The sequence below is a fragment of the Vreelandella sp. V005 genome, from assembly GCF_052645115.1.
Genome location: NZ_JBQXYA010000001.1, coordinates 811,126 through 834,398 on the forward strand (window position 1 = coordinate 811,126; position 23,273 = coordinate 834,398).

Here is a 23,273-nt window from a genome sequence, read left to right on the forward strand (position 1 = left end):
GCATAAAGGGCGAGGAAAAACGTATTACAGACAGGAGAGAGCATAACGGATTTGTTCAAAATCGAAGCCACGATTGGCGAGAAAACGTTCACGCCTAGCGCGCTCTTTGGGGTTCTCACCGGGTGTATCAAAACGTCTTGCCAGCGTCTCACGCGCTAACTCAAACCAATCGACCTGCTCGCTCTCCTCCACTTCTGTGAAAGCGACATTCAGCGTCTCCTGATCAACACCGCGTTGACGCAACTCGCCTTTAATACGAATCACCCCTTGGCCACGCAACAGGCGTGACCGCACGAAACTAGCCGCAAACCGTGCATCAGATTGAAGCCCCTGCTCAACCAGGGCGGCTAAGCACTCATCAATAGCCGCATCATCAAACGCTTTTTTCTTCAAGCGCTGGACTAACTCGGCGCGAGAGTACTCGCGCCGAGCCAGTAAGCCAATGGCGATGTCACGCGGCGTCGCATCGCGTTGTGAGCCAAATGCCATCAGCTTGCCTTAGCGAAGACCGGCTTACAGCAGATCATCGTCACCCGCTTCTACGTCAGCGGATGCTTCAGCAGGAGCTTCTTCTTTTTTGGGGTCGGGCTTGGCCAGCAGCTGCTCACGAATCTGCGTTTCAATCTCGACCATAATGTCCGGATGCTCCTCAAGGTACTGAGCAGCATTCGCCTTGCCTTGGCCTATTTTCTTGCCTTTATAGCTGTACCAGGCACCGGCTTTGTCGACCAAGTTACATTGCACACCCAGATCAATCACCTCGCCGGCATGGTAAATACCCTTGCCGTAAAGAATCTGGAATTCGGCCTGACGGAACGGCGGCGCCACTTTGTTTTTGACCACTTTCACGCGGGTTTCGTTACCAGTGACTTCATCGCCTACTTTCACCGAGCCGGTGCGGCGGATATCCAGACGCACGCTGGCATAGAACTTAAGTGCGTTACCCCCGGTCGTGGTTTCCGGGCTACCAAACATAACACCGATCTTCATACGGATCTGGTTAATGAAGATCACTAAACAGTTGGCGTTCTTGATATTACCGGTGATCTTACGTAGCGCTTGTGACATCAAACGCGCCTGCAGACCCACGTGGGAGTCGCCCATTTCGCCTTCGATCTCAGCGCGCGGGGTCAATGCCGCGACCGAGTCGATAACGATCACGTCAACACCGCCGGAACGAACCAGCATGTCGGTGATTTCCAGCGCTTGTTCGCCGGTATCCGGTTGGGAAACCAGCAGATCATCCAGGTTAACGCCCAATTTTTCTGCGTAACTTGGATCAAGGGCGTGCTCGGCATCAACGAAAGCGCACACTTTGCCCTGCTTTTGCGCCTGAGCAATCACCGAAAGCGTCAGCGTCGTTTTACCCGACGATTCTGGGCCAAAGATTTCGCAAACACGACCAAACGGCAGGCCGCCGATGCCGAGTGCGATATCCAGCCCCAACGAACCCGTAGAAACCGACGGCATGACCACACGCGGTGCATCGCCTAGGCGCATGACGGTGCCCTTGCCGAACTGACGGTCGATCTGGGTGAGTGCAGCGTTTAGCGCTTTAGTGCGGTTGTCATCCTGAGCCATTCAGAGATTCCTCATAACAAGCTGTATAATTACCCAGTAGTATGCCAAAGATTGCGCCGTAAACAAATCCTTGTTCACGCTTTCTAATAACTATTTTGCCACCTCTATGCTTTCTTGCCCGCCTTTACGCGGGTATCCAGGCGCGCCACTAGCCCAGCCAACGCCAAACGTACGGCCTGTTCGCGCACCGCTTGGCGATCGCCAGGTAAGTGAAAGCACTCAGCCTCTTGTTGAGAGGTGTCCCCCCAGGCTAGCCAAACGGTACCTACCGGTTTTTCAGCACTGCCACCCTCGGGCCCGGCGATGCCGCTAACCGCTACGCCTATACCGGCTCCACTTTCACGACAAGCCCCCGCAGCCATCGCTTTGACGACTGCCTCACTCACTGCACCATGTTCGTTCAGCATCGCTTCGGGCACCCCCAGCAAACGCGACTTCGCCGCATTCGCATAGGTGACATAACCCGTTGTAAAGTAGGCCGAGCTACCCGCCACTCCGGTAATAACGCTGGCGATTCCACCGCCCGTACATGACTCGGCAGCTGTTACTTCCACGTTTAACTGCTGACAAAGCCGACCCAGGCGCTGTGCTAACAGGGTTAAATCAAGATTTGTCAGGCTAGAAACACTGGGCACCGTTGTCGCTCCTTCAAGTGAGTCGTCTGTTCAGCGTAGAATACTGTGTTTAGTTTTCTCAAAGAAATGTCGTAAAGCACTTATATAAAGAACATACATAAAGAGTATCTTCAACGAACAGGCTGTAAGCCGCGATGGCTTGCGCCACGCTCAATCAGGACGCCCATGTCACAGGCCATTCCCCCTAACACGCCAATGATCACACAGTATTTAAAGATCAAACGCGAACACCCCGAGGTACTGCTGTTTTACCGAATGGGGGATTTTTACGAGCTATTTTTTGATGACGCCAAGCGCGCCGCGGCACTGCTAGACATTACCCTTACCCAGCGCGGACAGTCGGGTGGTAAACCCATCCCGATGGCGGGCGTACCTTACCATAGCGCTGAAGGTTATCTAGCGCGCCTGGTCGCCGGTGGCGAATCGGTAGCGATCTGCGAACAAATTGGCGATCCCGCTACCAGTAAAGGCCCCGTCGACCGCCAGGTCGTGCGCATCGTCACCCCCGGCACGCTGCACGATGAAGCGCTGTTGGATGCGCGCCGTGACAATGTGCTGGTGTCTGTCTCTCCCGGTAACGATAGCTGGGGCCTTGCCTGGCTGGAACTCTCCAGTGGCCGCTTCAACGTACTGGAAGTGGAGAGCGAAGCGGAGATGTTGGCAGAGCTTACCCGCCTCTCCCCTGCCGAATTACTGGTGCCCGAAAGCCTGACGCTGCCGGATGCGTGGTCGCAAAAGCGCAGCCTGCGCCGCCAGGGCGAATGGCTATTCGATTTAGAAAGCGCCACCCGCAGCCTATGCGACCAGTTTGAAGTCCAGGACTTACGCGGCTTTGGCTGTGCGCATCTTACCAGCGCACTGGTAGCCGCCGGCGTACTGATCGATTACGCCCGCGACACCCAGCGCTCGCGGTTGCCTCACGTGACCGCCATCAGCGTGGAAAATCGTGACGATGCGGTGGTCATCGATGCGGCCAGCCGGCGCAACCTGGAAATCGATATCAACCTCGGCGGCAGTTCTGACAATACGTTGGCAAGCGTGCTGGACACCTGCACCACCGCCATGGGCTCACGACTACTCAAGCGCTGGCTCAATCGCCCGTTGCGCCAGCAAGAACTCGTTCAAAACCGCCATGCGGGCGTGGCGCTGTTAAGCCTGGATGCCGCTTACATGTCGCTGCGCGACACCTTAAGCGATGTGGGCGATGTGGAGCGCATTCTGGCCCGAGTGGCGCTCTATAGCGCTCGCCCGCGGGACCTAGCCCGCCTGCGTGACGCCTTGGTGACGCTGCCCACCCTTGAGCAGCAACTGAGTGAAGTGGAGAGTGGCAGCGCACTGGACAACCTGCGCCCGCATATTCGCCCTTATCCAGAAATTGCTGACACGCTAAATCGTGCTCTGGTTGAGAACCCGCCCGTGGTAATCCGCGATGGCGGGGTGATCGCAGATGGATTTGATACCGAGCTCGACGAACACCGCGGCATGGCCGAGAACGCCGGCGACTATCTGATTAAGCTAGAGATTCGTGAACGCGAGCGCACCGGGCTTGCCAATCTCAAAGTGGGCTACAACCGAGTGCACGGCTACTTTATCGAGCTACCCCGCTCCCAAGCACAGCAGGCGCCCGCTGATTATATTCGCCGTCAAACGCTTAAAAACGCCGAGCGTTTCATCATTCCCGAACTCAAGGAGTTTGAAGATAAGGCGCTGTCGGCCAAGTCCCGCGCGCTGACCCGTGAAAAGTGGCTGTATGACCGCCTGCTGGGTGAACTCAATAACAGCCTTCACGCGCTGCAAAGCACCTCGCAAGCATTGGCGGAGCTGGATGTACTGTGCGCCTTTGCCGAGCGGGCCGAAGCACTCGGCTGGGTGCGCCCAACGCTCAGCGCGACCACCGGCATTCATATTGAAGCGGGTCGTCACCCGGTCGTTGAACAGGTAAGCGAAACGCCCTTTGTGCCCAACGACGTGACGCTCAACCCTGACCAGCACATGTTGATCATTACCGGGCCTAACATGGGCGGTAAATCGACCTATATGCGCCAGACAGCGTTAATCGCTTTATTGGCGCACTGTGGCAGCTTTGTGCCCGCCGATGCCGCCGAGATTGGCCCGCTGGACCGGATCTTCACCCGCATAGGCTCTTCAGATGATTTGGCGGGCGGGCGCTCGACGTTTATGGTCGAGATGACCGAAACCGCTAATATTCTTCACAATGCCACCCAGCAAAGCTTGATCTTAATGGATGAAATAGGCCGCGGCACCAGCACGTTCGATGGCTTGTCGCTGGCTTGGGCGAGTGCGGAACATCTTGCCAAGGGGCGCGCGCTCACCCTGTTTGCCACTCATTATTTTGAGATGACGGCCCTGCCTGATCATATGGAAGGAGTGGCTAACATCCATTTAACCGCCACTGAACATGGCGACACTATCGTGTTCATGCATCGCATTGAGGCAGGCCCCGCCAGCCAGAGCTACGGTTTACAGGTTGCGCAGTTAGCGGGCGTGCCGGGCCATGTCATTAAGCGCGCCCGCGAGAAGCTAATGAGCCTTGAGCAGCGTGATGTAGATAGCACACAACAATTGCCACGCACCACGCCGCTGCAAAACGATCTATTTGCCGCGGCGCCGCACCCAGTGGTTGAAGCATTGGAAAATGTCGACATGGATGATTTAACACCGCGGGAAGCGCTAACGCTGTTGTATCAGTGGCGAGACCTGATCTAATAGCCCTATAAGTGAGGCATTAGGGCAGCCAGCCCTCTATCTGTGACCACCCTGCGGCCATAAGGCGCTTGCCGCGAGGTAGGCGCACCACTAGAATGTCGCTCAAACTTTTAGCTTATAAAAAACGGCTGATTTATAACCATTCACGATTGACCATGGCCGGGAGTTACCCGGCCCTGAAAGAGGGATAGCAAGATGACGTTTGTCGTTACCGAGAACTGCATCCAGTGCAAATACACCGACTGTGTGGAAGTGTGCCCGGTCGACTGTTTCTATGAGGGCCCAAACTTCCTGGTCATTCACCCTGACGAGTGCATTGATTGCGCGCTATGTGAGCCCGAGTGTCCGGCCGAAGCGATCTTCTCAGAGGATGAGTTGCCGGATGGGCAAGAGGCCTTTATTGAGATCAACGCTGAGATGTCGGAAGTGTGGCCCAATATTGCCGAAAGGAAGGACCCGCTGCCTGACGCCGAAGAGTGGGATGGCAAACCAGACAAGCTGGAAAAGCTAGAGCGCTAAGCGCTGATCAGTGCTTCGCTTAAAAACCAGCGCTTCTGAGTGAAACAGCGAGCGCTGGTTTTTTATGGCTGCAAAAAACGGCGGTGGCAAATTTTAGACAAAAAAAGGCGGCCCGTAGGCCGCCCGCTCCAAGCACTTCCTCTGACCACTCCCTGGTTCAACCTCCTCAAATGACTTCCCTGCCGGGGCTCACCTCACTGTATCACCCGGCGCATTCGTCCTTCATCCCGTTGCATCCTGTCTGAAGCGTCCTTGCCTCCCCTTGTCCTGAGTTCATTGTCGCAGAACACGGCAGCTTCTCAACAATGCCCAAATGCAAAAAGGCGAGTCTTAGCGACTCGCCTTACTCCCACCATTCTATTTAAAAACAATAACTTGAATTTAAATTAGTGAAAAATTTCGTTTTTTCTTACCTCAAACCTAGCGATTGTCGTCGGCATTTGTAAGAGATCTCTTACAAAATCTTGAGACATCTCTTACAAAACTAATTCAACGTTGGGCATTCACTGACCTTTGATGGCTTTTAAGCCAGGATAAGTGACGTTTTCTAGCTCGGCTTCAATCACCAATAAACGGTTGTACTTAGCAACGCGATCAGAACGGCACAGTGAACCCGTTTTAATCTGCCCGGCACAGGTGCCCACCGCCAAATCGGCAATGGTGGTGTCTTCGGTTTCACCTGAGCGGTGAGAAATCACCGCGGTGAAGCCTGCATCTTGCGCCATCTTAATCGCGTCCAGCGTCTCAGAAAGCGAGCCGATCTGGTTAAACTTGATCAGGATAGAGTTACCGATCTGCTCATCGATACCGCGCTTGAGAATCTTGGTATTGGTCACGAAGAGATCGTCACCCACCAGCTGGACTTTATCGCCCAGCTTATCGGTTAGCGCTTTCCAGCCCGCCCAGTCAGATTCATCCATCCCGTCTTCAATGGACACAATGGGGTAATCGGCGCACAAGCCCGCCAAGTAATCGGTAAAACCGGCAGCATCAAAGCTTTTGCCTTCGCCAGAAAGATTGTATTGGCCGTCTTGGTAGAATTCGGAAGAAGCACAATCCAGCGCCAGCGTGACGTCTTTACCCAGGGTATACCCAGCATCGGCAACGGCTTGCTTAATAACCGCTAGCGCATCAGCGTTAGACGCCAGGTTAGGCGCAAAGCCGCCTTCGTCGCCAACCGAGGTTGAAAGACCTTTCGCGGAAAGAACTTTCTTCAGCGCGTGGAAAATCTCCGCGCCCATGCGTAGCCCTTCGCGGAAATTAGGCGCGCCCACTGGCTGCACCATAAACTCTTGGATATCGACATTGTTGTCGGCATGCTCGCCGCCGTTGATGATGTTCATCATCGGTACTGGCATGCTGTACTGGCCCGGCTGGCCGTAGAGTTCGGCAATGTGCGCATACAGCGGCACGCCTTTAGCATTGGCAGCGGCTTTAGCCGCTGCCAGGGAAACCGCCAGAATAGCATTGGCGCCCAGGTTGGCTTTATTGTCCGTGCCGTCCAGCGCCAGCATGGCATCGTCTAAACCGCGCTGATCACGCGCATCCATACCCAACAATGCATCGCGGATTTTGCCATTGACCGCCTCGACTGCTTTCAGCACGCCTTTACCCAAGTAACGCGACTTATCACCGTCGCGAAGCTCTAGCGCTTCACGTGAGCCGGTAGAGGCACCGCTTGGCGCACAGGCTTCACCGACAGCACCACTGGCCAGGCGAACGTTTGCCTGCACGGTCGGGTTACCACGTGAATCCAGCACTTCCAACGCACTGATAGCAACAATTTTGGTCATGGCAGTTTCCTTAACGGTAAGTCAGATAAAATTATTAATATAACGCCCTAATCAGTCATCCACGACAGCGAACGCCATCCTTTAACGAATGGTCAGCGGCTCAAACCCTTTTACCAGTGCATCCAACTGGGCAAGCTGCGTTAGAAACGGCTCTAACTGGTCCAGTGGTAGCGCACAAGGGCCATCGCATTTGGCGTTATCAGGGTCAGGATGAGCCTCTAAAAACAGCCCCGCAAGGCCAACGGCCACGCCTGCACGCGCTAACTCAGCTACCTGGGCACGACGCCCATCCGCGCTGTCAGCACGGCCGCCAGGGCGCTGAAGCGCGTGCGTGACATCGAAAAATACCGGATAGCCGGTTTGCTTCATGTCGCCAAAGCCCAGCATATCAACAATTAGATTGTTATAGCCAAAGCTTGATCCTCGCTCGCAGAGCATGAGCTGATCGTTACCCGCTTCCTGGAACTTGCTCAGGATATGACGCATTTCGTGGGGTGCCAAAAACTGCGGTTTCTTGATATTGATGACCGCACCAGTTTTGGCCATGGCGACCACTAAGTCGGTTTGGCGGGCCAGGAAGGCCGGTAGTTGGATAATATCGGCCACTTCCGCCGCCGCCTCGGCCTGCCAGGGTTCGTGCACATCGGTGATGATCGGCACGTTGTGGCGGGCTTTGATATCGGCCAATATCTGCAGTCCCTTTTCTATACCAGGGCCGCGATAGGAGTGGATCGAGCTACGGTTGGCTTTATCAAAGCTGGCTTTGAATACGTACGGCATACCCAGTTTTTTCGTTACCGTGACGTAGGCTTGAGCAACTTCGTCAGCAAGCTCAGCCGACTCCAGCACGTTCATGCCACCTAGCAGCATCAGCGGTAACGAATTGCCGGCGGTTAAGCCGGCAACGTTGATATGACGCTCTTGAGAAACCTCTTGAGAAGCCATGCTATTGCCCTCTTATTCCTGCGAATGCGCATGGGCGCGATTACGCGCTGTTTTATGCTCCAACGCAGCGTTCACAAACCCCGAGAAGAGTGGGTGACCATCACGCGGGGTGGAAGTGAACTCCGGGTGGAACTGACACGCCACATACCAAGGATGATCCGCCAGCTCGATAACCTCGACCAGAGATTGGTCAACGCTCTTACCCGAAATCACCAACCCGGCCTTTTCAAGCTCGTCGATGAACTGGTTATTGACCTCGAAACGATGACGATGGCGCTCGACAATCTCGTCTGATCCGTAGGCTTCGCGCGCTTTGGTGCCAGACGTGAGATGGCAAACCTGGCCGCCCAAACGCATGGTGCCGCCCAAATCAGACGCAGCGTCGCGGAGTTCGATCTTGCCTTCCGGGTTCAGCCACTCTGTAATCAAGCCTACCACCGGATGCTGGGTATCGTGGGTGAACTCAGTGGAGTTGGCGTCATTCCAGCCAGCCACGTTGCGAGCAAACTCAATCACGGCCACCTGCATGCCCAGGCAAATGCCCAGATACGGCACATTGTTCTCACGGGCAAACTGGGCGGTAAGAATTTTGCCTTCTACGCCTCGCTCGCCAAAGCCGCCTGGCACGAGGATGGCGTCTTTACCCGCCAAACGCTCGGTGCCGTGGCGCTCGATGTCTTCGGAATCGATATAGTCGACATTGACCTTGATACGCCCCTGAATGCCAGCGTGTATCAGCGCTTCATTGAGCGACTTATAGGCATCCAGCAGCTCCATGTATTTACCTACCATGGCGATGCTAACGGATTTGAGCGGGTTGAGTTTGGAATCTAGCACCTTGACCCACTCAGAGAGATCGGCCTCGGGGGCTTCCAAACGCAGCTTGTCGCAAACGATCTCGTCCAGGCCGTGCTCGTGCAGCATAAGCGGAATGCGATAGATCGTATCGGCATCCTGCAGAGGAACCACGGCACGCTCTTCGACGTTGGTAAACAGGGCGATTTTACGACGCTCGCTCTCTTCCAGCTCCACTTCACTGCGGCAAATCAATATATCCGGCTGGATACCGATTGAGCGAAGCTCTTTGACGCTGTGCTGAGTTGGCTTGGTTTTGGTTTCACCCGCCGTCTTGATGTAGGGCACCAGCGTGAGGTGCATAAACAGTGCACGGTTGGCGCCCTGCTCACTGCGAATCTGACGAATCGATTCAAGGAAAGGCAGTGATTCGATATCGCCGACCGTGCCGCCGATTTCGACCAGCGCCACATCGAACCCTTCGCCGCCCGCGTAAACGCGCTGCTTAATTTCGTCGGTGATGTGCGGGATGACCTGAACGGTGCCGCCAAGGTAATCGCCACGACGCTCTTTACGCAGTACGTGCTCGTAAACGCGGCCGGTGGTGAAGTTATTGCGCTGGGTCATTTTGGTGCGAATAAAGCGCTCATAATGCCCGAGATCAAGGTCGGTTTCGGCGCCATCTTCTGTGACGAACACCTCACCGTGCTGGAAGGGGCTCATGGTGCCCGGGTCCACGTTGATGTACGGGTCGAGCTTGAGCATGGTGACCTTAAGGCCGCGGGCCTCTAAAATCGCCGCCAGCGAGGCGGAGGCGATGCCCTTGCCAAGAGAGGACACAACGCCGCCGGTCACGAAGATATATCGTGTCATGGATAACCTGTCGAAACGTGATCAGAAGGCACGGCAGAAAGCCACGCCAGGATGGGTCGACAGACTAGCAGATTACGACCTAAGGCTCAATTTGAACTGCCGAAGATAGTCAATGGATCGATGCACCTAGCGACGCCGGGATCAGGCCTAAGCGAGGGTCTTTCGCCAGGGATGGCGAAAGTAGCGCCCATGGATGGGTTCACAGCGCCCTCGCGTTGGCCTGATGCCGGGGTAGTCGCGGGGCCAATTCGGCCCCACTCAGCCGGGGTAAAGACGAATTACACGCCTAGGTAGTCCAGAATACCTTCCGCCGCTTGACGGCCTTCGTAAATCGCCGTAACCACCAAGTCAGAACCACGCACCATATCGCCACCGGCAAAGATTTTTTCGTTGCTGGTTTGGAAGGCGTACTGACCGTGCTCCGGTGCGGTAACGCGATCGCGTTCGTCGACTTGGATATTAGAACTGTCGAACCACGGCGCGGGGCTGGCCTGGAAACCGAAGGCGATGACCACGGCATCTGCCGCAATGATCTCTTCAGAGCCGGGCACCACTTCAGGGCGTTGACGGCCATTTTCGTCCGGCTCACCCAAGCGTGTGCGCACCACCTTCACGCCTTCGACTTTCTCTTCACCGACGACCGCCACCGGCTGACGGTTGAACAGAAACTCAACGCCCTCTTCACGGGCATTGGCCACTTCACGGCGCGAACCCGGCATGTTGCCTTCGTCACGACGGTACGCACAGGTCACGCTGGTCGCGTTCTGGCGAATGGACGTACGGTTACAGTCCATCGCGGTATCACCGCCGCCCAGCACGACCACGCGCTTGCCTTCCATCGAGATATAATCATTGGGGTCTTTTTCAAAGCCCAGGCAACGATTGACGTTGGCAATCAGGAAATCGAGGGCTTTATAGACACCCGGCAGATCTTCGCCAGGGAAACCGCCTTCCATGTATTTATAAGTGCCCATGCCCAAGAATACCGCGTCGTACTCCTGCATCAAGGTTTCGAACTCGATATCGGTGCCGATTTCAGTATTCAGGCGAAACTCGACGCCCATCTCTTCGAACACCGCGCGGCGGCGCTCCATCACGCTCTTTTCAAGCTTGAACTCGGGGATGCCAAAGGTCAGCAAACCACCGATTTCAGGGTACTTATCGAACACCACCGGTTTCACGCCGTTGCGGGCCAGAATATCCGCACAGCCCAGGCCCGCTGGGCCTGCACCGATAATAGCGACCTTCTTGTCGGTCCAGGTCACGTGAGACATATCCGGGCGCCAACCCATGGCGAACGCGGTATCGGTGATGTACTTCTCCACCGAACCGATGGTCACCGCGCCAAAGCCGTCGTTCAGCGTGCAGTCGCCTTCACACAGTCGATCCTGCGGGCACACGCGGCCACATACTTCGGGCAGCGAGTTGGTCTTGTGCGAAAGCTCTGCAGCTTCGATGATGTTGCCTTCCACCACCAACTGAAGCCAGTTGGGGATGTAGTTATGCACCGGGCACTTCCACTCGCAGTACGGATTACCGCAATGCAGGCAGCGGTGCGCCTGGCTCGCCGCATCAGTAGGCTTGAACGGCTCGTAAATTTCCGCGAACTCTTTGGCACGGGCACGGGCATCTTTCTTCTGTGGGTCCTTACGACCCACATCGACAAACTGAAAATCGTTATTTAAACGGTTAGCCATGATCTCTCTCCTGTCAGCGTGAGGGGCATAAGCGGGTTATTGCGGCTGACGCCGAGACTGATCCAGCAAACTACCTAAGCTTGCCGCTTTTGGTTTTACTAACCAGAAGTGGCGCGCATAGTCGCTGAAGTCTTCCAAAATAGCCGCTCCACGCGCGGAACCCGTCGCGGCCACATAGGCTTCGATCATTTCACGCAGGTGACGACGATACGCCTCCATGGCCTCTGTGTTGACGCGATGAATCTCAACCAGCTCGTGGTTGTATTTATCTACGAAGGTGCGCTCTTCATCCAACACATAGGCAAACCCACCGGTCATACCTGCGCCGAAGTTAACGCCGGTTTCGCCGAGTACACAGACCAAACCGCCGGTCATGTATTCGCAGCAGTGGTCACCTGCACCTTCGATGACCGCTGAAGCACCGGAGTTACGCACCCCGAAACGCTCGCCCGCGGTACCGGCGGCGAACAAAGTGCCGCCCGTCGCACCGTAAAGGCAGGTATTGCCAATAATGGCCGTTTTGTGGCTCTCAAACTGACTAACCTTGGGCGGCACAATCACGATACTGCCGCCGTTCATGCCTTTACCGACGTAATCGTTGGCGTCTCCTTCCAGGTAGAGGTTTAGGCCGCAGGCATTCCACACCCCAAAGCTCTGGCCCGCTACGCCAGTAAAGCGGGCAGTGATCGGCGCATCTTCCAGGCCTTCTTCACCATAGCGCTTGGCGATCGCGCCGGACGTTAACGCAGCCACACTGCGGTCGCAGTTGGTAATGGTGAAATCAAATTCACCACCCGAGCGGTTTTCAATGGCGTCTTTCAGCGCTGCCAACACTTCCTGGTTTTTAGCACCGGGATCGTGTGGCACGTTACGGCTAACCTTACAGAACTGCGGCGCATCGGCAGGCACAAAATCGTTGGCCAGTAGCGGCATTAAATCAAGCTTGCGCTGGGACGCTGTGCTGCCTTCCAACACTTCGAGCAGGTCGGTGCGGCCGATCAAGTCGGTCAGTTGACGAACACCCAGCATGGCCATCAGCTCACGCACTTCTTCGGCGATAAAGCGGAAGTAGTTTTTGACCATATCCACCGTGCCGCGGAAGTGCTCACCGCGTAGGAAGTCGTCCTGAGTGGCGACACCGGTGGCACAGTTGTTCAGGTGGCAGATGCGCAGGTACTTACAGCCCAGCGCCACCATGGGCGCGGTACCGAAGCCGAAGCTCTCAGCGCCCAGAATCGCGGCTTTCACCACGTCTAGGCCCGTTTTCAAACCGCCATCGGTCTGCAGGCGAATCTTGTCGCGCAGGCCGTTGATACGCAGCGCTTGGTGCACTTCGGGCAAGCCCAATTCCCAAGGGGAGCCAGCGTGTTTGATCGAGGTCAGCGGGCTGGCCGCTGTACCACCGTCATAACCAGAGACGGTAATCAAATCCGCATAGGCCTTGGCCACCCCAGTGGCGATCGTGCCGATGCCGGGCTCGGAAACCAGCTTCACCGACACCTGTGCGTCTGGATTAACCTGCTTGAGGTCAAAAATCAGCTGGGCCAAATCCTCGATAGAGTAAATATCGTGGTGCGGCGGCGGTGAAATCAGCGTGACGCCGGGCACGGCATAGCGCAGCCGGGCAATCAACTGGTTTACTTTACCGCCTGGCAACTGACCACCCTCGCCGGGCTTCGCACCTTGAGCCACCTTGATCTGCAGTACTTCGGCATTGACCAAGTACGCCGGGGTGACGCCAAAGCGGCCAGAGGCAATCTGCTTGATCTTAGAGCTACGGATCGTGCCGTAGCGTTCCGGGTCTTCGCCGCCTTCGCCTGAGTTGGAACGCCCACCCGCTTCGTTCATGGCCTGGGCCAGCGCTTCGTGGGCTTCAGGCGAGAGCGCGCCTAGCGACATACCCGCGCTGTCAAAGCGCGGCAGCAAATCTTCGACCGGCTCCACGTCTTCAAGCGCAATCGGCGTTTCCGCAGGCTTGAGCTTGAGCAAGTCGCGAATGGTAGCGACCGGACGCTCGTTGACCAGCTGCGCAAATTTCTTCCACTTGACGTAGCTGCCTTCTTGCACGGCCGCCTGCAGGGTCATCACTACATCAGGGTTGTAAGCGTGGTACTCGTGGCCGTGGACATACTTGAACATGCCACCTTGGGAAATCCCTTTACGGGGAATCCAGGCATCTTTCGCCAACAGCGCCTGCTGCATCTGAAGCTCGGCAAAGCCGGCGCCCTGAATGCGCGAAGCCATACCGACAAAGCACAGATTCATCACTTCGTCTGCCAAGCCCACCGCTTCGAACAGCATCGAGCCGCGGTAGGAGGCCAAGGTGGAAATACCCATTTTCGACAGGATCTTGAACAAGCCTTTTTGCAGACCTTTGCGGTAATTCTCACGGCCATCGGCCGGGTTGCCGGTCAGTTCGCCCGTGCGGTGCATGTCCGCCATCACCTGATAGGCAAGCCACGGGTAAACCGCCGTCGCACCCACGCCAAACAGCACGGCCATCTGGTGGGCATCACGGGCATAGCCGGTTTCCACCACAATGTTGGCATTGGGGCGTAGTGCCAAACGGCCTAAGTGAGAGTGCACGGCACCCACGGCCAAGGCGGCCTGAATGGGGATCAGCCCTTTCGTCAGCTCCGCGTCGGTGAGCACCAAAATGACTTTACCGGCGCGCACTTGAGCTTCGGCCTCTTCACAAAGCGCCTTGAGCGCCTGGTGCAGGCTCTGCTGCTCAGGGTCGTAGCCCAGCGACAGCGTATAGCTGGCAAACGCCGGGTCGTCCTGACTCACCAGCGCGGTAAACTTGCGCGGCGACAGCACCGGAGTGGTCAAAATCAAGCGATGCGCGTGCTCCGGCGTGGCTTTAAACACGTTCAACTCGGCGCCACAGCAGGTTTCCAACGACATGACGATCGCCTCGCGCAGCGGGTCGATCGGCGGGTTGGTGACCTGGGCAAACTTCTGACGGAAGAAATCCGTGAGCAGGCGTGGACGGCTCGAGAGCACCGCCATCGGCGTATCGTCACCCATGGAGCCCACCGCTTCCTGGCCACTTTCTGCCAGCGGGCGCAGCACCTGGTCACGCTCTTCGAAGCTCACCTGGAACAGTTTCTGTTGCACGTTGAGTGCATCGGTATCCATGGTTTGGAAACGCGCAAGCTCGGTCAGCGCCGACTCTAAATAGCTGGCTTCCTGCTTCAACCAACGCTTATAAGGGTAGGCGGACTTTAACCGCTGATCGATATCATCGGTGTGCAGCACTTCGCCGGTCTGGGTGTCCACGGCCAGCATTTGACCAGGGCCAACCCGGCCTTTCGCCACGACATCCTCCGGCTTGTAGCCGTAGGTGCCCGTTTCGGAAGCCAGGGTAATGTAGCCGTTTTTGGTGATCACCCAGCGCGCCGGGCGCAGGCCGTTTCGGTCCAACATACACACCGCTTGGCGGCCGTCGGTCATCACCACGCCCGCCGGGCCATCCCACGGCTCCATGTGCATGGAGTTGTACTCGTAGAACGCGCGCAGTTCGGCGTCCATGGTTTCAACGTTCTGCCACGCTGGCGGCACCATCATGCGCACCGCGCGGTGTAACTCCATGCCGCCGGTCAACAGCACTTCAAGCATGTTATCCATGCTTGAGGAGTCAGAGCCGGTGGTGTTAACAATTTCATCCAGCTCGGCGATATCCGGCAGGCGTTCGTTAACGAAGTTGGCTTTACGCGAGTTCGCCCAACCGCGGTTGGCCTCAATGGTGTTGATCTCACCATTGTGGGCCAGCAAGCGGAACGGCTGCGCCAGCGGCCAGCGCGGCGCCGTGTTGGTTGAAAAGCGCTGGTGAAAAACGCAAATGGCGGTTTCCAGACGCGGATCATTCAGGTCTTTGTAAAACGCCGGTAAATCTTCCGGCATCATCAAGCCTTTGTAGGAGATGACTTCTGACGAGAGTGAAGCAACGTAGAAGTCTTCTTCGTTGCGCAGCGCCTGTTCGGCACGGCGACGGGCCATAAACAGATCAACATCAAAGTGCTCACCCAAGCCCGGCTTCACAAACAGCTGGCGGATGCGCGGCAGGCAATCGAGGGCCATGGGGCCACAAACGCTGGAATCAGTAGGCACATCGCGCCAGCCCACCACATTGAGGCCGCGTGCTTCAAGCTCGTGGGCCAAGGTATCGCGAGCCTTAGCTTCACGCGCATCATCGTTGGGTAAGAACACGACGCCCACGGCAAAGCGGTCGCCCAAGTCGGCATCAAATGCCTCTTTGGCCAGCGCCTGCATAAAGGGGGTCGGCATTTTGAGTAGCAAACCACAGCCGTCGCCGGTTTTTCCGTCGGCAGCAATACCGCCCCGGTGGGTCATGCAGGTCAGGGATTCAATGGCAGTTTTCAGCAAATCGTGGCTAGCCTGACCTTCCATATGGGCAATCAGGCCAAAACCACAGTTATCGCGAAACTCGCCAGGCTGGTGAAGACCTCTATTCATGGGCGTGCCTCTACTAGTCAGCGTATTTTTTTAGCAGCGTTCTTATGATATAAAGGCCGGTTTCGCTTTTTTTATAGTGCTTATAACCTGACCAGAATGGGTATTTCCCAACGTCGCTGCCGCAAGAAAATGGCCGGTCAGCATAGCGATTGGCGCCCACCTTGCGCAATCGCCTAGCGCTTATAACGTTAGAGAAACTCTTTTCAAATCCTGTATTTGCCTTACCATTCAAGAAAAAAACACATACACTTCAAACACTTGTAACGAAACGAAACAAAACAATCAGGCGCTTTATTTTCCATTAGACTTTAGTCTAATGGATGGTAAATTACCCATGCCGATAGCGCATAAGGCATACGGATTATAAAAAAACAGCGTTCTGTATGTAGGCTAAAAAAGAGGGCCATGACGATTAACCCCACCCGAGAAAGCCACTCCTTCTGGTGGAGCGGCACTCATCGCAGGCTTTCACTATCTGAGCGGGGGAAATGCGTTTACGGGCAGGCTTGTTTTGACCATTCAGCGGCGTGGATAGCTATCCAGCAGCGTGCGGAGAACCTCACCGGGGGTGGCATCGCTAACGCAGGCATCCCCTAAGGCATTAAGCAGCACCAAACGTAGCCGGGTATCGATATTTTTCTTATCCAGGCGCATGCGGGCTAAAAAGTCATCGCTGGACATATTGGCAGGTGCCGCTAACGGCAGCCCAGCGCTTTCAATGACGGTCAGACTGCGTGTTAGCGCTGCGTCATTGATCCAACCCAGCCGGTTTGAGAGCGTGGCCGCCATGGCCATGCCCGCGCCTACGGCTTCACCGTGCAGCCAATTGCCGTAGCCCTGATGTGCTTCAATGGCGTGGCCAAAGGTGTGGCCCAGGTTGAGCAGCGCACGCACGCCCTGCTCGGTTTCATCTTCGGCGACAATGTCGGCTTTGATTTGGCAACTGCGCGCAATGGCTTCGGCGACTACCTCAGGCGCCACATTCAGCAGTGCGGTCATGTTGACTTCCAGCCAGCTTAAAAACGCTTCGTCACGGATAAAGCCATACTTAACCACTTCAGCTAGCCCCGCAGACAGCTCTCGGCGAGGCAGGCTCTTCAGCGTATCGATATCCACCAGCACGGCTTTGGGCTGCCAGAAAGCGCCAATCATGTTTTTACCCAGCGGATGGTTAACGCCAGTTTTGCCGCCTACCGACGAATCCACCTGGGAAAGCAGCGTGGTCGGCACTTGGATAAACGCCACCCCGCGCTGATAAGAAGCAGCGGCATAACCGACCATATCGCCGATGACACCGCCGCCTAAAGCGATCAGCGTGCAGCGGCGGTTAAAACCAGCCTCGAGCAGCGCATCCCAAATCCGGCTGACCTGTTCGATGGTTTTGTACTGCTCGCCATCGGGGAGCACGACCGTGCGCACTTCTAAATGCGCCGGCAGGCTAGCGCAGAGCTTTTCCAGATAGAGCGGCGCGATAGTCTCGTTAGTGACCACCATTACCTGCTGGCCCGCCAGGTAAGGCGTCAACATATCGGCTTTTCCAATCAGCCCGGTACCAATATGAATTGGGTAACTACGCTCGTCTAAAGCAACGTTAAGGGTGCGTTGCGCGCTGGCTGGCGAGGTCATTGCGATACCTTATGATTAAACGTTCCCGACGAATGCGGCGGCGATGCGGGCTCCAGTGGGTCCACTAACCGATGCACCCGCCGCAGAATTTCATTGACCACGGCCCGTGGGCTGCGCCGGTCGGTACGCACGGCAATGTCCGATGTCGCTCGATAGAGCGGGTCACGCTGCGCAAACATGTCGTTGAGTACCTGTTCGCGGTTAGCGCACTGCAGCAGTGGCCGATTGCGGTCTTTCGCGGTGCGCTTTAGCTGCTGGTCAACGGTAGTTAGCAGATACACCACCGTGCCGCGCTCTCGCAGGGCGCGGCGGTTCTCTTCGCGCAGCACCGCCCCGCCGCCAGTGGCAACCACCACCGAGGAGAGCCGGGTCAACTCATCGATCATATGGATTTCGCGCAGCCGAAAGCCTTGCTCGCCTTCCACATCGAAGATCCACGGGATATCCGCCCCGCAGCGATTTTGAATGGCGTGGTCACTGTCATAAAATTGACGCGAAAGCTCCGCCGCCAGCAGGCGGCCAATGGTGCTTTTGCCAGCTCCCATAGGGCCTATGAGAAATAAGTTGGGTAAATCCTGCATCAGCGAACCGTTAAGCCATCGTCTAGAAGTCGTGGAGTAATGAAGACTAACAACTCTACCTTCTCATTGCTCTCTTCGGTATAGCGAAACAGTCGACCCAGCAAAGGAATATCGCCAAGCAAGGGGGTTTTGGCGATTTGCCGCAGCTCTTCGGTGGTTAAAATACCGCCTAACACTACCGTTTGGCCGTTATCTACCAATACTTGAGTCTCGATCTGGTTGGTATCGATCGGTGGCTCGCCACCAAATTCTGATTCACGGAAGCTGTCATTCTTGATCACCAAATCCATGATAATGCGGTTGTCCGGGGTAATCTGCGGGGTAACTTCCAATGAAAGTTCGGCTTCTTTGAACTCCGTATCCGGATTATCGTTGCCATCCACACTCTGGAAAGCGCGCTCTTCGCCCTGGCTAATGCGAGCGGTGCGCTGGTTGGCAGTAATAATACGCGGCTGGGAGATGGTCTGGCTCTTACCCTCGCTTTCCAGCGCGCGTAGCTCCAGGTCTAGTAAAATATCACCGGACAAATAGCCGAAGCTAAAGCCGGTACCCGGCCCGGTCGCGGCGCCTAAATCCACGGCCAAGCCGCCTTGGGCACGGTTGATGCCATTGGGATTGATATCGCGTCGAGTGAAGACGCCATTATCGCCCTCTTGAAAGCCCCGCGTGCTCGACACCCCCCAGTTGATGCCCAGCTCACGTGAAGCAGTGTCGCGGGCGATGACAATGCGCGCTTCTATCTGTACCTGGCGAACAGCGACATCCAAGCGGTCGATGGTGCGCACGATATCGCGCACCTGATCAGCCGTATCCTGCACAAGCAACGTATTGGTACGGTTATCAATGCTGACACGCCCACGCTCGGTCAGCAGGCCAAAGCCATCGCCTTCACCGCCACGCAGCAGCTGGGCCAGATCCTCAGCTCGGGCGTACTTGATCTCGATGAACTCGGTCACCAGCGGGGAAAGGGTTTCACGCTGATTGCGCGCCTCCAGCTCCTGACGCTCTAAATCGGCCAGTTCGCTGGCAGGGGCCACCACAATCACATTGCCCTGCTCTCGGCTCGACAGCCCCTGGCTTTGCAGTATCAATTCAAGCGCTTGGTCCCAAGGGACATCGTTCAAATTGAGCGTCACGCGCCCCGTTACGCTATCGCTAGCGACGAGGTTCAACCCAGTAAATTCGGCCAGGGTCGACAGCACCGAACGCACTTCGATGTCTTGAAAATTAAGGCTCAAGCGCTCGCCGTTAAATCGCTCACCCGTCGCTTGTGAAAGCGTCGACTCCTGGCTGGCAGGCTGCACTTCGACCGTTAGTGTGCGGCCATTTTGCGAGGAAATCATGGCATAAGCACCCTGGGTGGCAATCGCCAGCTGAGTGCTCCCCTGATTAGCGCGGGGCGTAATTCGTGTGATAGGCGTCGCAAAATCGGTGACATCGTAGACTTGGTTAAGCGAATCAGGGATCACCACATCACTCAGATCAACCAGCACCTGATCGGGGCCGCCTTCTCGGACATTTGCTTCGACCCCTTCACGATCAAAGGTGACCATTAAACGACCGGCGCCTTCGGCACCGCGACGGAAATCAATATTTTCAACCTGCGGCCCTTCATCGGTTTCAAGCCCCGCGGACGAGACGCTGGCAGTAGAGGCCGTCGAAGGGGCTGGCGTCGCTGCTAAGGCAGGCGCTGCGTCTGATACAAAGGTAAGGCGTAGGCGATCTTCCATCACGCGCGATGTAAATGTCTGAGGTTCAGCGAGACTGACGACCAAGCGTGTGCGGCCATTGCCTTCCAGAGCGGTGATTTGTTCGATGCCGTGGCGGCCAATGTTCATACGCCGACTGGAAAGCCCACTTTGGGCGCCGACCAAATCCAGCGAGACCCGCGGCGGGGTATCCAAGCGGTAGCTGCGCAGTTCGGGCACACCGCCGGTAAAGCGAAGATCAACGTTAACACCACCGCTGTCGGCGGGCTGAACGTCAATATCAGTCAATACCGACGCTGCTGCCAATGAAGGCAACAGTGAAAGTAGGGCGGCCATGGCCATGAAAAAAGTGATTCGCCAAGCTGTTACTGCCATGAGCTAATATCCGCTTACTCGTTGTTTTCATTGATAGCAAGCGACACCTGCCGCTCTTGCCAACCTTCCCGCTGGGTGAAGACACGCTCGGTAACACGAATTTCTTGAGCGCTTATCTGGGCAACGCGTCCATAGTCCGTGCCCATATAGTTCCCCTCTTTCACACTGGTCACATTGCCATCCGGGGAGGCAATCATCGCTACTTGCCGACCCGCCATACGCATCGTACCGACCAAACGCAGTTCCTGCAGAGAAAAACGTTCCAACGGTTCTCGCGTACGCTGCTGGTCGGGTGCGAGAGCGCCTTCGCTGCGACTAGCGCTCCCCTGAACCACTTCGTCGGGGGGTAAAAAGGGGCTGCGCTCCTCGCTGTATAAATAGGCCAAGCGGCGGTTCTCGGGTAGCGTCACCGTGACTACCGGCGGTTGGCCACCTGGCGAACGACGAATGTCGGCTAGCGTGTCTTCAAGCTGCGCTAAATCTGCATCGGCACACCCTGCCAGCAGCGCCACACTGGCTGGCGCCCCTAAGCGTTTTGCCGCGTAGGTCATCGCTCTGCGGATCACAGTCCTAAAAATCATAGCGGCTCCGCCTCGTCAGAGAGGGGCTGTTCGCCTAGCGTTAGGTAACGGTACGTGCGCGCCAATAACGAAAGGCGCAGCGTGTCTCCGCGCCCTTCTACAGGCTCCAATGTGAAGTCGTGCTGCGTCACCATCCGCGGCAGCGAGGCGATATCGGCGCTGAAGCGAGCTAACTGGTGATAGTCGCCGCGCACCAGGATATCCAGCGGCTGTTCGACGTAATGGGTCTGTGTAAGCGTTGGCCGCAGCCGAATCGTTTCAATAGAGAGACGGTTATCGACGGCGGCATCGCTAATGCTATCGAGCAATGACGGGATTTCCGCATCGGTGGGTAGCATCATGCGCAAACGCGCCATTTGCCCCTCGAGGATGGCTAACTGCTCACGCATTTCCGGCAAGAAGGCGGCTTCAGATGCTTTGCTGCGGTATTCACTCAACAGCCTGACTTCTTCGCGCTGAGCCGACATCAAAGCGTCCCGCTGTTCGCTCACGACAAACCACAGCATGATGCCCAGGGCGGCCAGCAGTGCCAAGCAACCGCTCAACGCTTTTAACAGCAATGGCCATCTACCGGCTTCCTTGACGTCTAAATCGCGCCAATCAACCTCACGCAGGCGCTGCCATTCGATGGCCCACTGCTCGCGATTCAGGCTCATGGCGCTCTCCCCTCTTGCCCATTTTGTGCTTGCAGCTCTGGCGACGGCATCTCTTGGGCATTGTCTTGCGCTGGCGCTGGCGTGGTCTGTTCAACGTCAAAACGAAATACGCGCCCTGTTCCGTCCTGTTCGCTCTCCACCGCCGACAAAGAAGGAACCCCTAACCCAGGCAGCGCGGCAATTCGGCGCAACTGCTCAGAGACCTGACGCTCGCTACCGGCTACCGCGGTGACGCTGACACGCTCACCGTTTTTCGATAAGCGTTGGTAAATCACCCCATTCGCCACGCTGTTGGCGATATCATTCAACAGTTGCACGGTGTCCGCCTGCTCGCTCTGTAACGCTTGAAACACGGCAATCTGTTCGCCTAAGCGTTCGGCATCGCGGGTATAGCGAGACACGCCTTCGATTTCGCTATTCAGACGCTCGATATGATTACTCACATAGGCATTGCGCTGCTGCTGAGCTGCCAACTTGAGCTGGTAATAATGAGAGATCAGCAGACCCAGTGCTACGCCAACGACCAGCATACCGGCCACGGCGACATAGAACTTTCGGGTTCTGCGCTCACGCTGCGCTTCCCGCCAGGGGAGTAGGTTGATGTTCATTGGCTCACCCGCATCGCCAGGCCACCTGCGGTGAGCATCGCCGGTGCATCATTGGTCAATGCCTGAAGGTTCAAACGCTTGTTGACCCGCATGCGCTGAAAGGGATTGGCAATACTCACCGACATACCGCTATCTTCCGCAATTCGTTCGGCGAGCCCAGGAATCACGCTCGACCCGCCCGCCAGCACAATGTGCTGTACCTCCTGCTGCCGACCGGCCGTGTAGTAAAGCTGCAACGAGCGCCCTACCTGTTGCACCACGGTTTCCAGGAAGGGATTAAGCACTCGCTCATTATAATCGTCAGGAAGACCGCCACGCTTTTTAGCAAAGCCCGCCTCTTCCATGCTCAATTCGTAACGTTCGCGAATCGCGTCGGTAAGCTGGCGCCCCCCAAAGACGGTATCGCGGGTGTAAACGATATGACCACCCCTGACGACGTGAAAAGCGTTCATATTGGCGCCAATGTCCACCAAGCCAACGCAGGCGGTCGGGTCATTGTCCACCTTCAACTGGCGGCGCAATTCGGCCAGCGAACGCTCCATGGCAAAGGTTTCCACGTCCACCGCTGCTGGTTCCAAGCCAGCGCGCTCTAACGTCTCGGTGAGCTGGGTAATGTCCTGCTGGCGACAGGCCACCAGCATTACCTGCTGCTGACCGTCGTCAAAGGGGGCGGGGCCAAGGCACTCGAAGTCGAATGCCACCTCGTTGAACGGAAAAGGAATATGGCGGTCAGATTCGGCCACGATGCGCTCTTCAATTTCCTCTTCACTCAGCCCGATAGGAAACGTCAGCGTTTTGGTGATCGCAGCGCTGGCAGGCACGGCTACCGCGGCTTTGCGGGTGGAGGGTTTGGCATGCTCTACGGCGCGGCTGAGAACACTGGCGACATCATCGATGTCACGGATACGACGTTCGACCACGGCGCCTTCGCGTAACGGCCTTACCGCGTAGCTTTCCACTTGGTAATTATCGTGGCACTGTTTTAGCTCAAGCAGCTTGACGGTCGCCGATGTAATATCGACGCCAATCAACCCCTTACCAGATTTTAGAAAGCGCATGTTGGGTCTGGCTCCACCTGCTTGTCGCCCGTTTT

General features: G+C 56.5%; 17 protein-coding genes. 2 read left to right on the plus strand and 15 right to left on the minus strand.

Annotated elements, in window-relative coordinates; translation table 11 throughout:
- Positions 1-24: 24 nt before the first annotated feature.
- The 3 genes from ACUN8H_RS03725 to ACUN8H_RS03735 form a co-directional block, all read right to left on the minus strand.
- A complete protein-coding gene (locus ACUN8H_RS03725; protein WP_445530809.1) occupies positions 25-489 on the minus strand; it encodes a regulatory protein RecX in 465 nt (154 codons plus the stop codon).
- 24 nt (positions 490-513) lie between these two features.
- Positions 514-1,581, minus strand: a complete 1,068-nt coding sequence (gene recA / locus ACUN8H_RS03730) for a recombinase RecA (protein WP_445530810.1) — start codon at positions 1,579-1,581, stop codon at positions 514-516.
- Between the two features lie 104 nt (positions 1,582-1,685).
- Positions 1,686-2,216 (minus strand): CinA family protein, encoded by a 531-nt coding sequence (locus tag ACUN8H_RS03735; RefSeq protein WP_445530811.1) that lies wholly within the window; start codon positions 2,214-2,216, stop codon positions 1,686-1,688.
- 165 nt (positions 2,217-2,381) lie between these two features.
- Here ACUN8H_RS03735 and mutS point away from each other — a divergent pair, with 165 nt between their 5' ends.
- Together mutS and fdxA are read left to right on the plus strand one after the other, a co-directional pair.
- Positions 2,382-4,943, plus strand: a complete 2,562-nt coding sequence (gene mutS, locus ACUN8H_RS03740; protein ID WP_445530812.1) for a DNA mismatch repair protein MutS — start codon at positions 2,382-2,384, stop codon at positions 4,941-4,943.
- Between the two features lie 195 nt (positions 4,944-5,138).
- Positions 5,139-5,462: a ferredoxin FdxA gene (fdxA, locus tag ACUN8H_RS03745; RefSeq protein WP_445530813.1), complete on the plus strand. Its 324-nt coding sequence runs from the start codon at positions 5,139-5,141 to the stop codon at positions 5,460-5,462.
- A gap of 503 nt (positions 5,463-5,965) precedes the next feature.
- On the opposite strand, the gene eno is transcribed toward fdxA, so the two are convergent.
- The 12 genes from eno to pilM all read right to left on the minus strand — a co-directional run bounded on the left by eno (position 5,966) and on the right by pilM (position 23,238).
- On the minus strand, positions 5,966-7,255 hold the full coding sequence (gene eno, locus ACUN8H_RS03750) for a phosphopyruvate hydratase (protein WP_295714405.1): 1,290 nt from the start codon (positions 7,253-7,255) through the stop codon (positions 5,966-5,968).
- Positions 7,256-7,336: 81 nt separating this feature from the next.
- Positions 7,337-8,200 (minus strand): 3-deoxy-8-phosphooctulonate synthase, encoded by an 864-nt coding sequence (kdsA, locus tag ACUN8H_RS03755; protein ID WP_445530814.1) that lies wholly within the window; start codon positions 8,198-8,200, stop codon positions 7,337-7,339.
- Positions 8,201-8,212: 12 nt separating this feature from the next.
- On the minus strand, positions 8,213-9,868 hold the full coding sequence (locus ACUN8H_RS03760; RefSeq protein ID WP_445530815.1) for a CTP synthase: 1,656 nt from the start codon (positions 9,866-9,868) through the stop codon (positions 8,213-8,215).
- Positions 9,869-10,146: 278 nt separating this feature from the next.
- Positions 10,147-11,565, minus strand: a complete 1,419-nt coding sequence (locus tag ACUN8H_RS03765; protein WP_445530816.1) for an FAD-dependent oxidoreductase — start codon at positions 11,563-11,565, stop codon at positions 10,147-10,149.
- A 36-nt stretch (positions 11,566-11,601) separates the two neighbouring features.
- Positions 11,602-16,044, minus strand: a complete 4,443-nt coding sequence (gene gltB, locus ACUN8H_RS03770; RefSeq protein WP_445530817.1) for a glutamate synthase large subunit — start codon at positions 16,042-16,044, stop codon at positions 11,602-11,604.
- 519 nt (positions 16,045-16,563) lie between these two features.
- Complete coding sequence (gene aroB / locus ACUN8H_RS03775; RefSeq protein ID WP_445530818.1) at positions 16,564-17,670, minus strand: 3-dehydroquinate synthase; 1,107 nt, start codon at positions 17,668-17,670, stop codon at positions 16,564-16,566.
- A complete protein-coding gene (aroK, locus tag ACUN8H_RS03780) occupies positions 17,667-18,251 on the minus strand; it encodes a shikimate kinase AroK (protein ID WP_445530819.1) in 585 nt (194 codons plus the stop codon). Before aroK ends, aroB begins: the two co-directional genes overlap by 4 nt.
- A complete protein-coding gene (gene pilQ, locus ACUN8H_RS03785; protein ID WP_445530820.1) occupies positions 18,251-20,335 on the minus strand; it encodes a type IV pilus secretin PilQ in 2,085 nt (694 codons plus the stop codon). Before pilQ ends, aroK begins: the two co-directional genes overlap by 1 nt.
- A gap of 14 nt (positions 20,336-20,349) precedes the next feature.
- A complete protein-coding gene (locus tag ACUN8H_RS03790) occupies positions 20,350-20,916 on the minus strand; it encodes a pilus assembly protein PilP (RefSeq protein ID WP_445530821.1) in 567 nt (188 codons plus the stop codon).
- A complete protein-coding gene (locus ACUN8H_RS03795) occupies positions 20,913-21,572 on the minus strand; it encodes a type 4a pilus biogenesis protein PilO (protein ID WP_445530822.1) in 660 nt (219 codons plus the stop codon). Before ACUN8H_RS03795 ends, ACUN8H_RS03790 begins: the two co-directional genes overlap by 4 nt.
- Complete coding sequence (locus tag ACUN8H_RS03800; protein ID WP_445530823.1) at positions 21,569-22,180, minus strand: PilN domain-containing protein; 612 nt, start codon at positions 22,178-22,180, stop codon at positions 21,569-21,571. The genes ACUN8H_RS03795 and ACUN8H_RS03800 overlap by 4 nt, the downstream gene beginning before the upstream one ends.
- Positions 22,177-23,238: a type IV pilus assembly protein PilM gene (gene pilM / locus ACUN8H_RS03805; protein WP_445530824.1), complete on the minus strand. Its 1,062-nt coding sequence runs from the start codon at positions 23,236-23,238 to the stop codon at positions 22,177-22,179. The genes ACUN8H_RS03800 and pilM overlap by 4 nt, the downstream gene beginning before the upstream one ends.
- Positions 23,239-23,273: the final 35 nt, after the last annotated feature.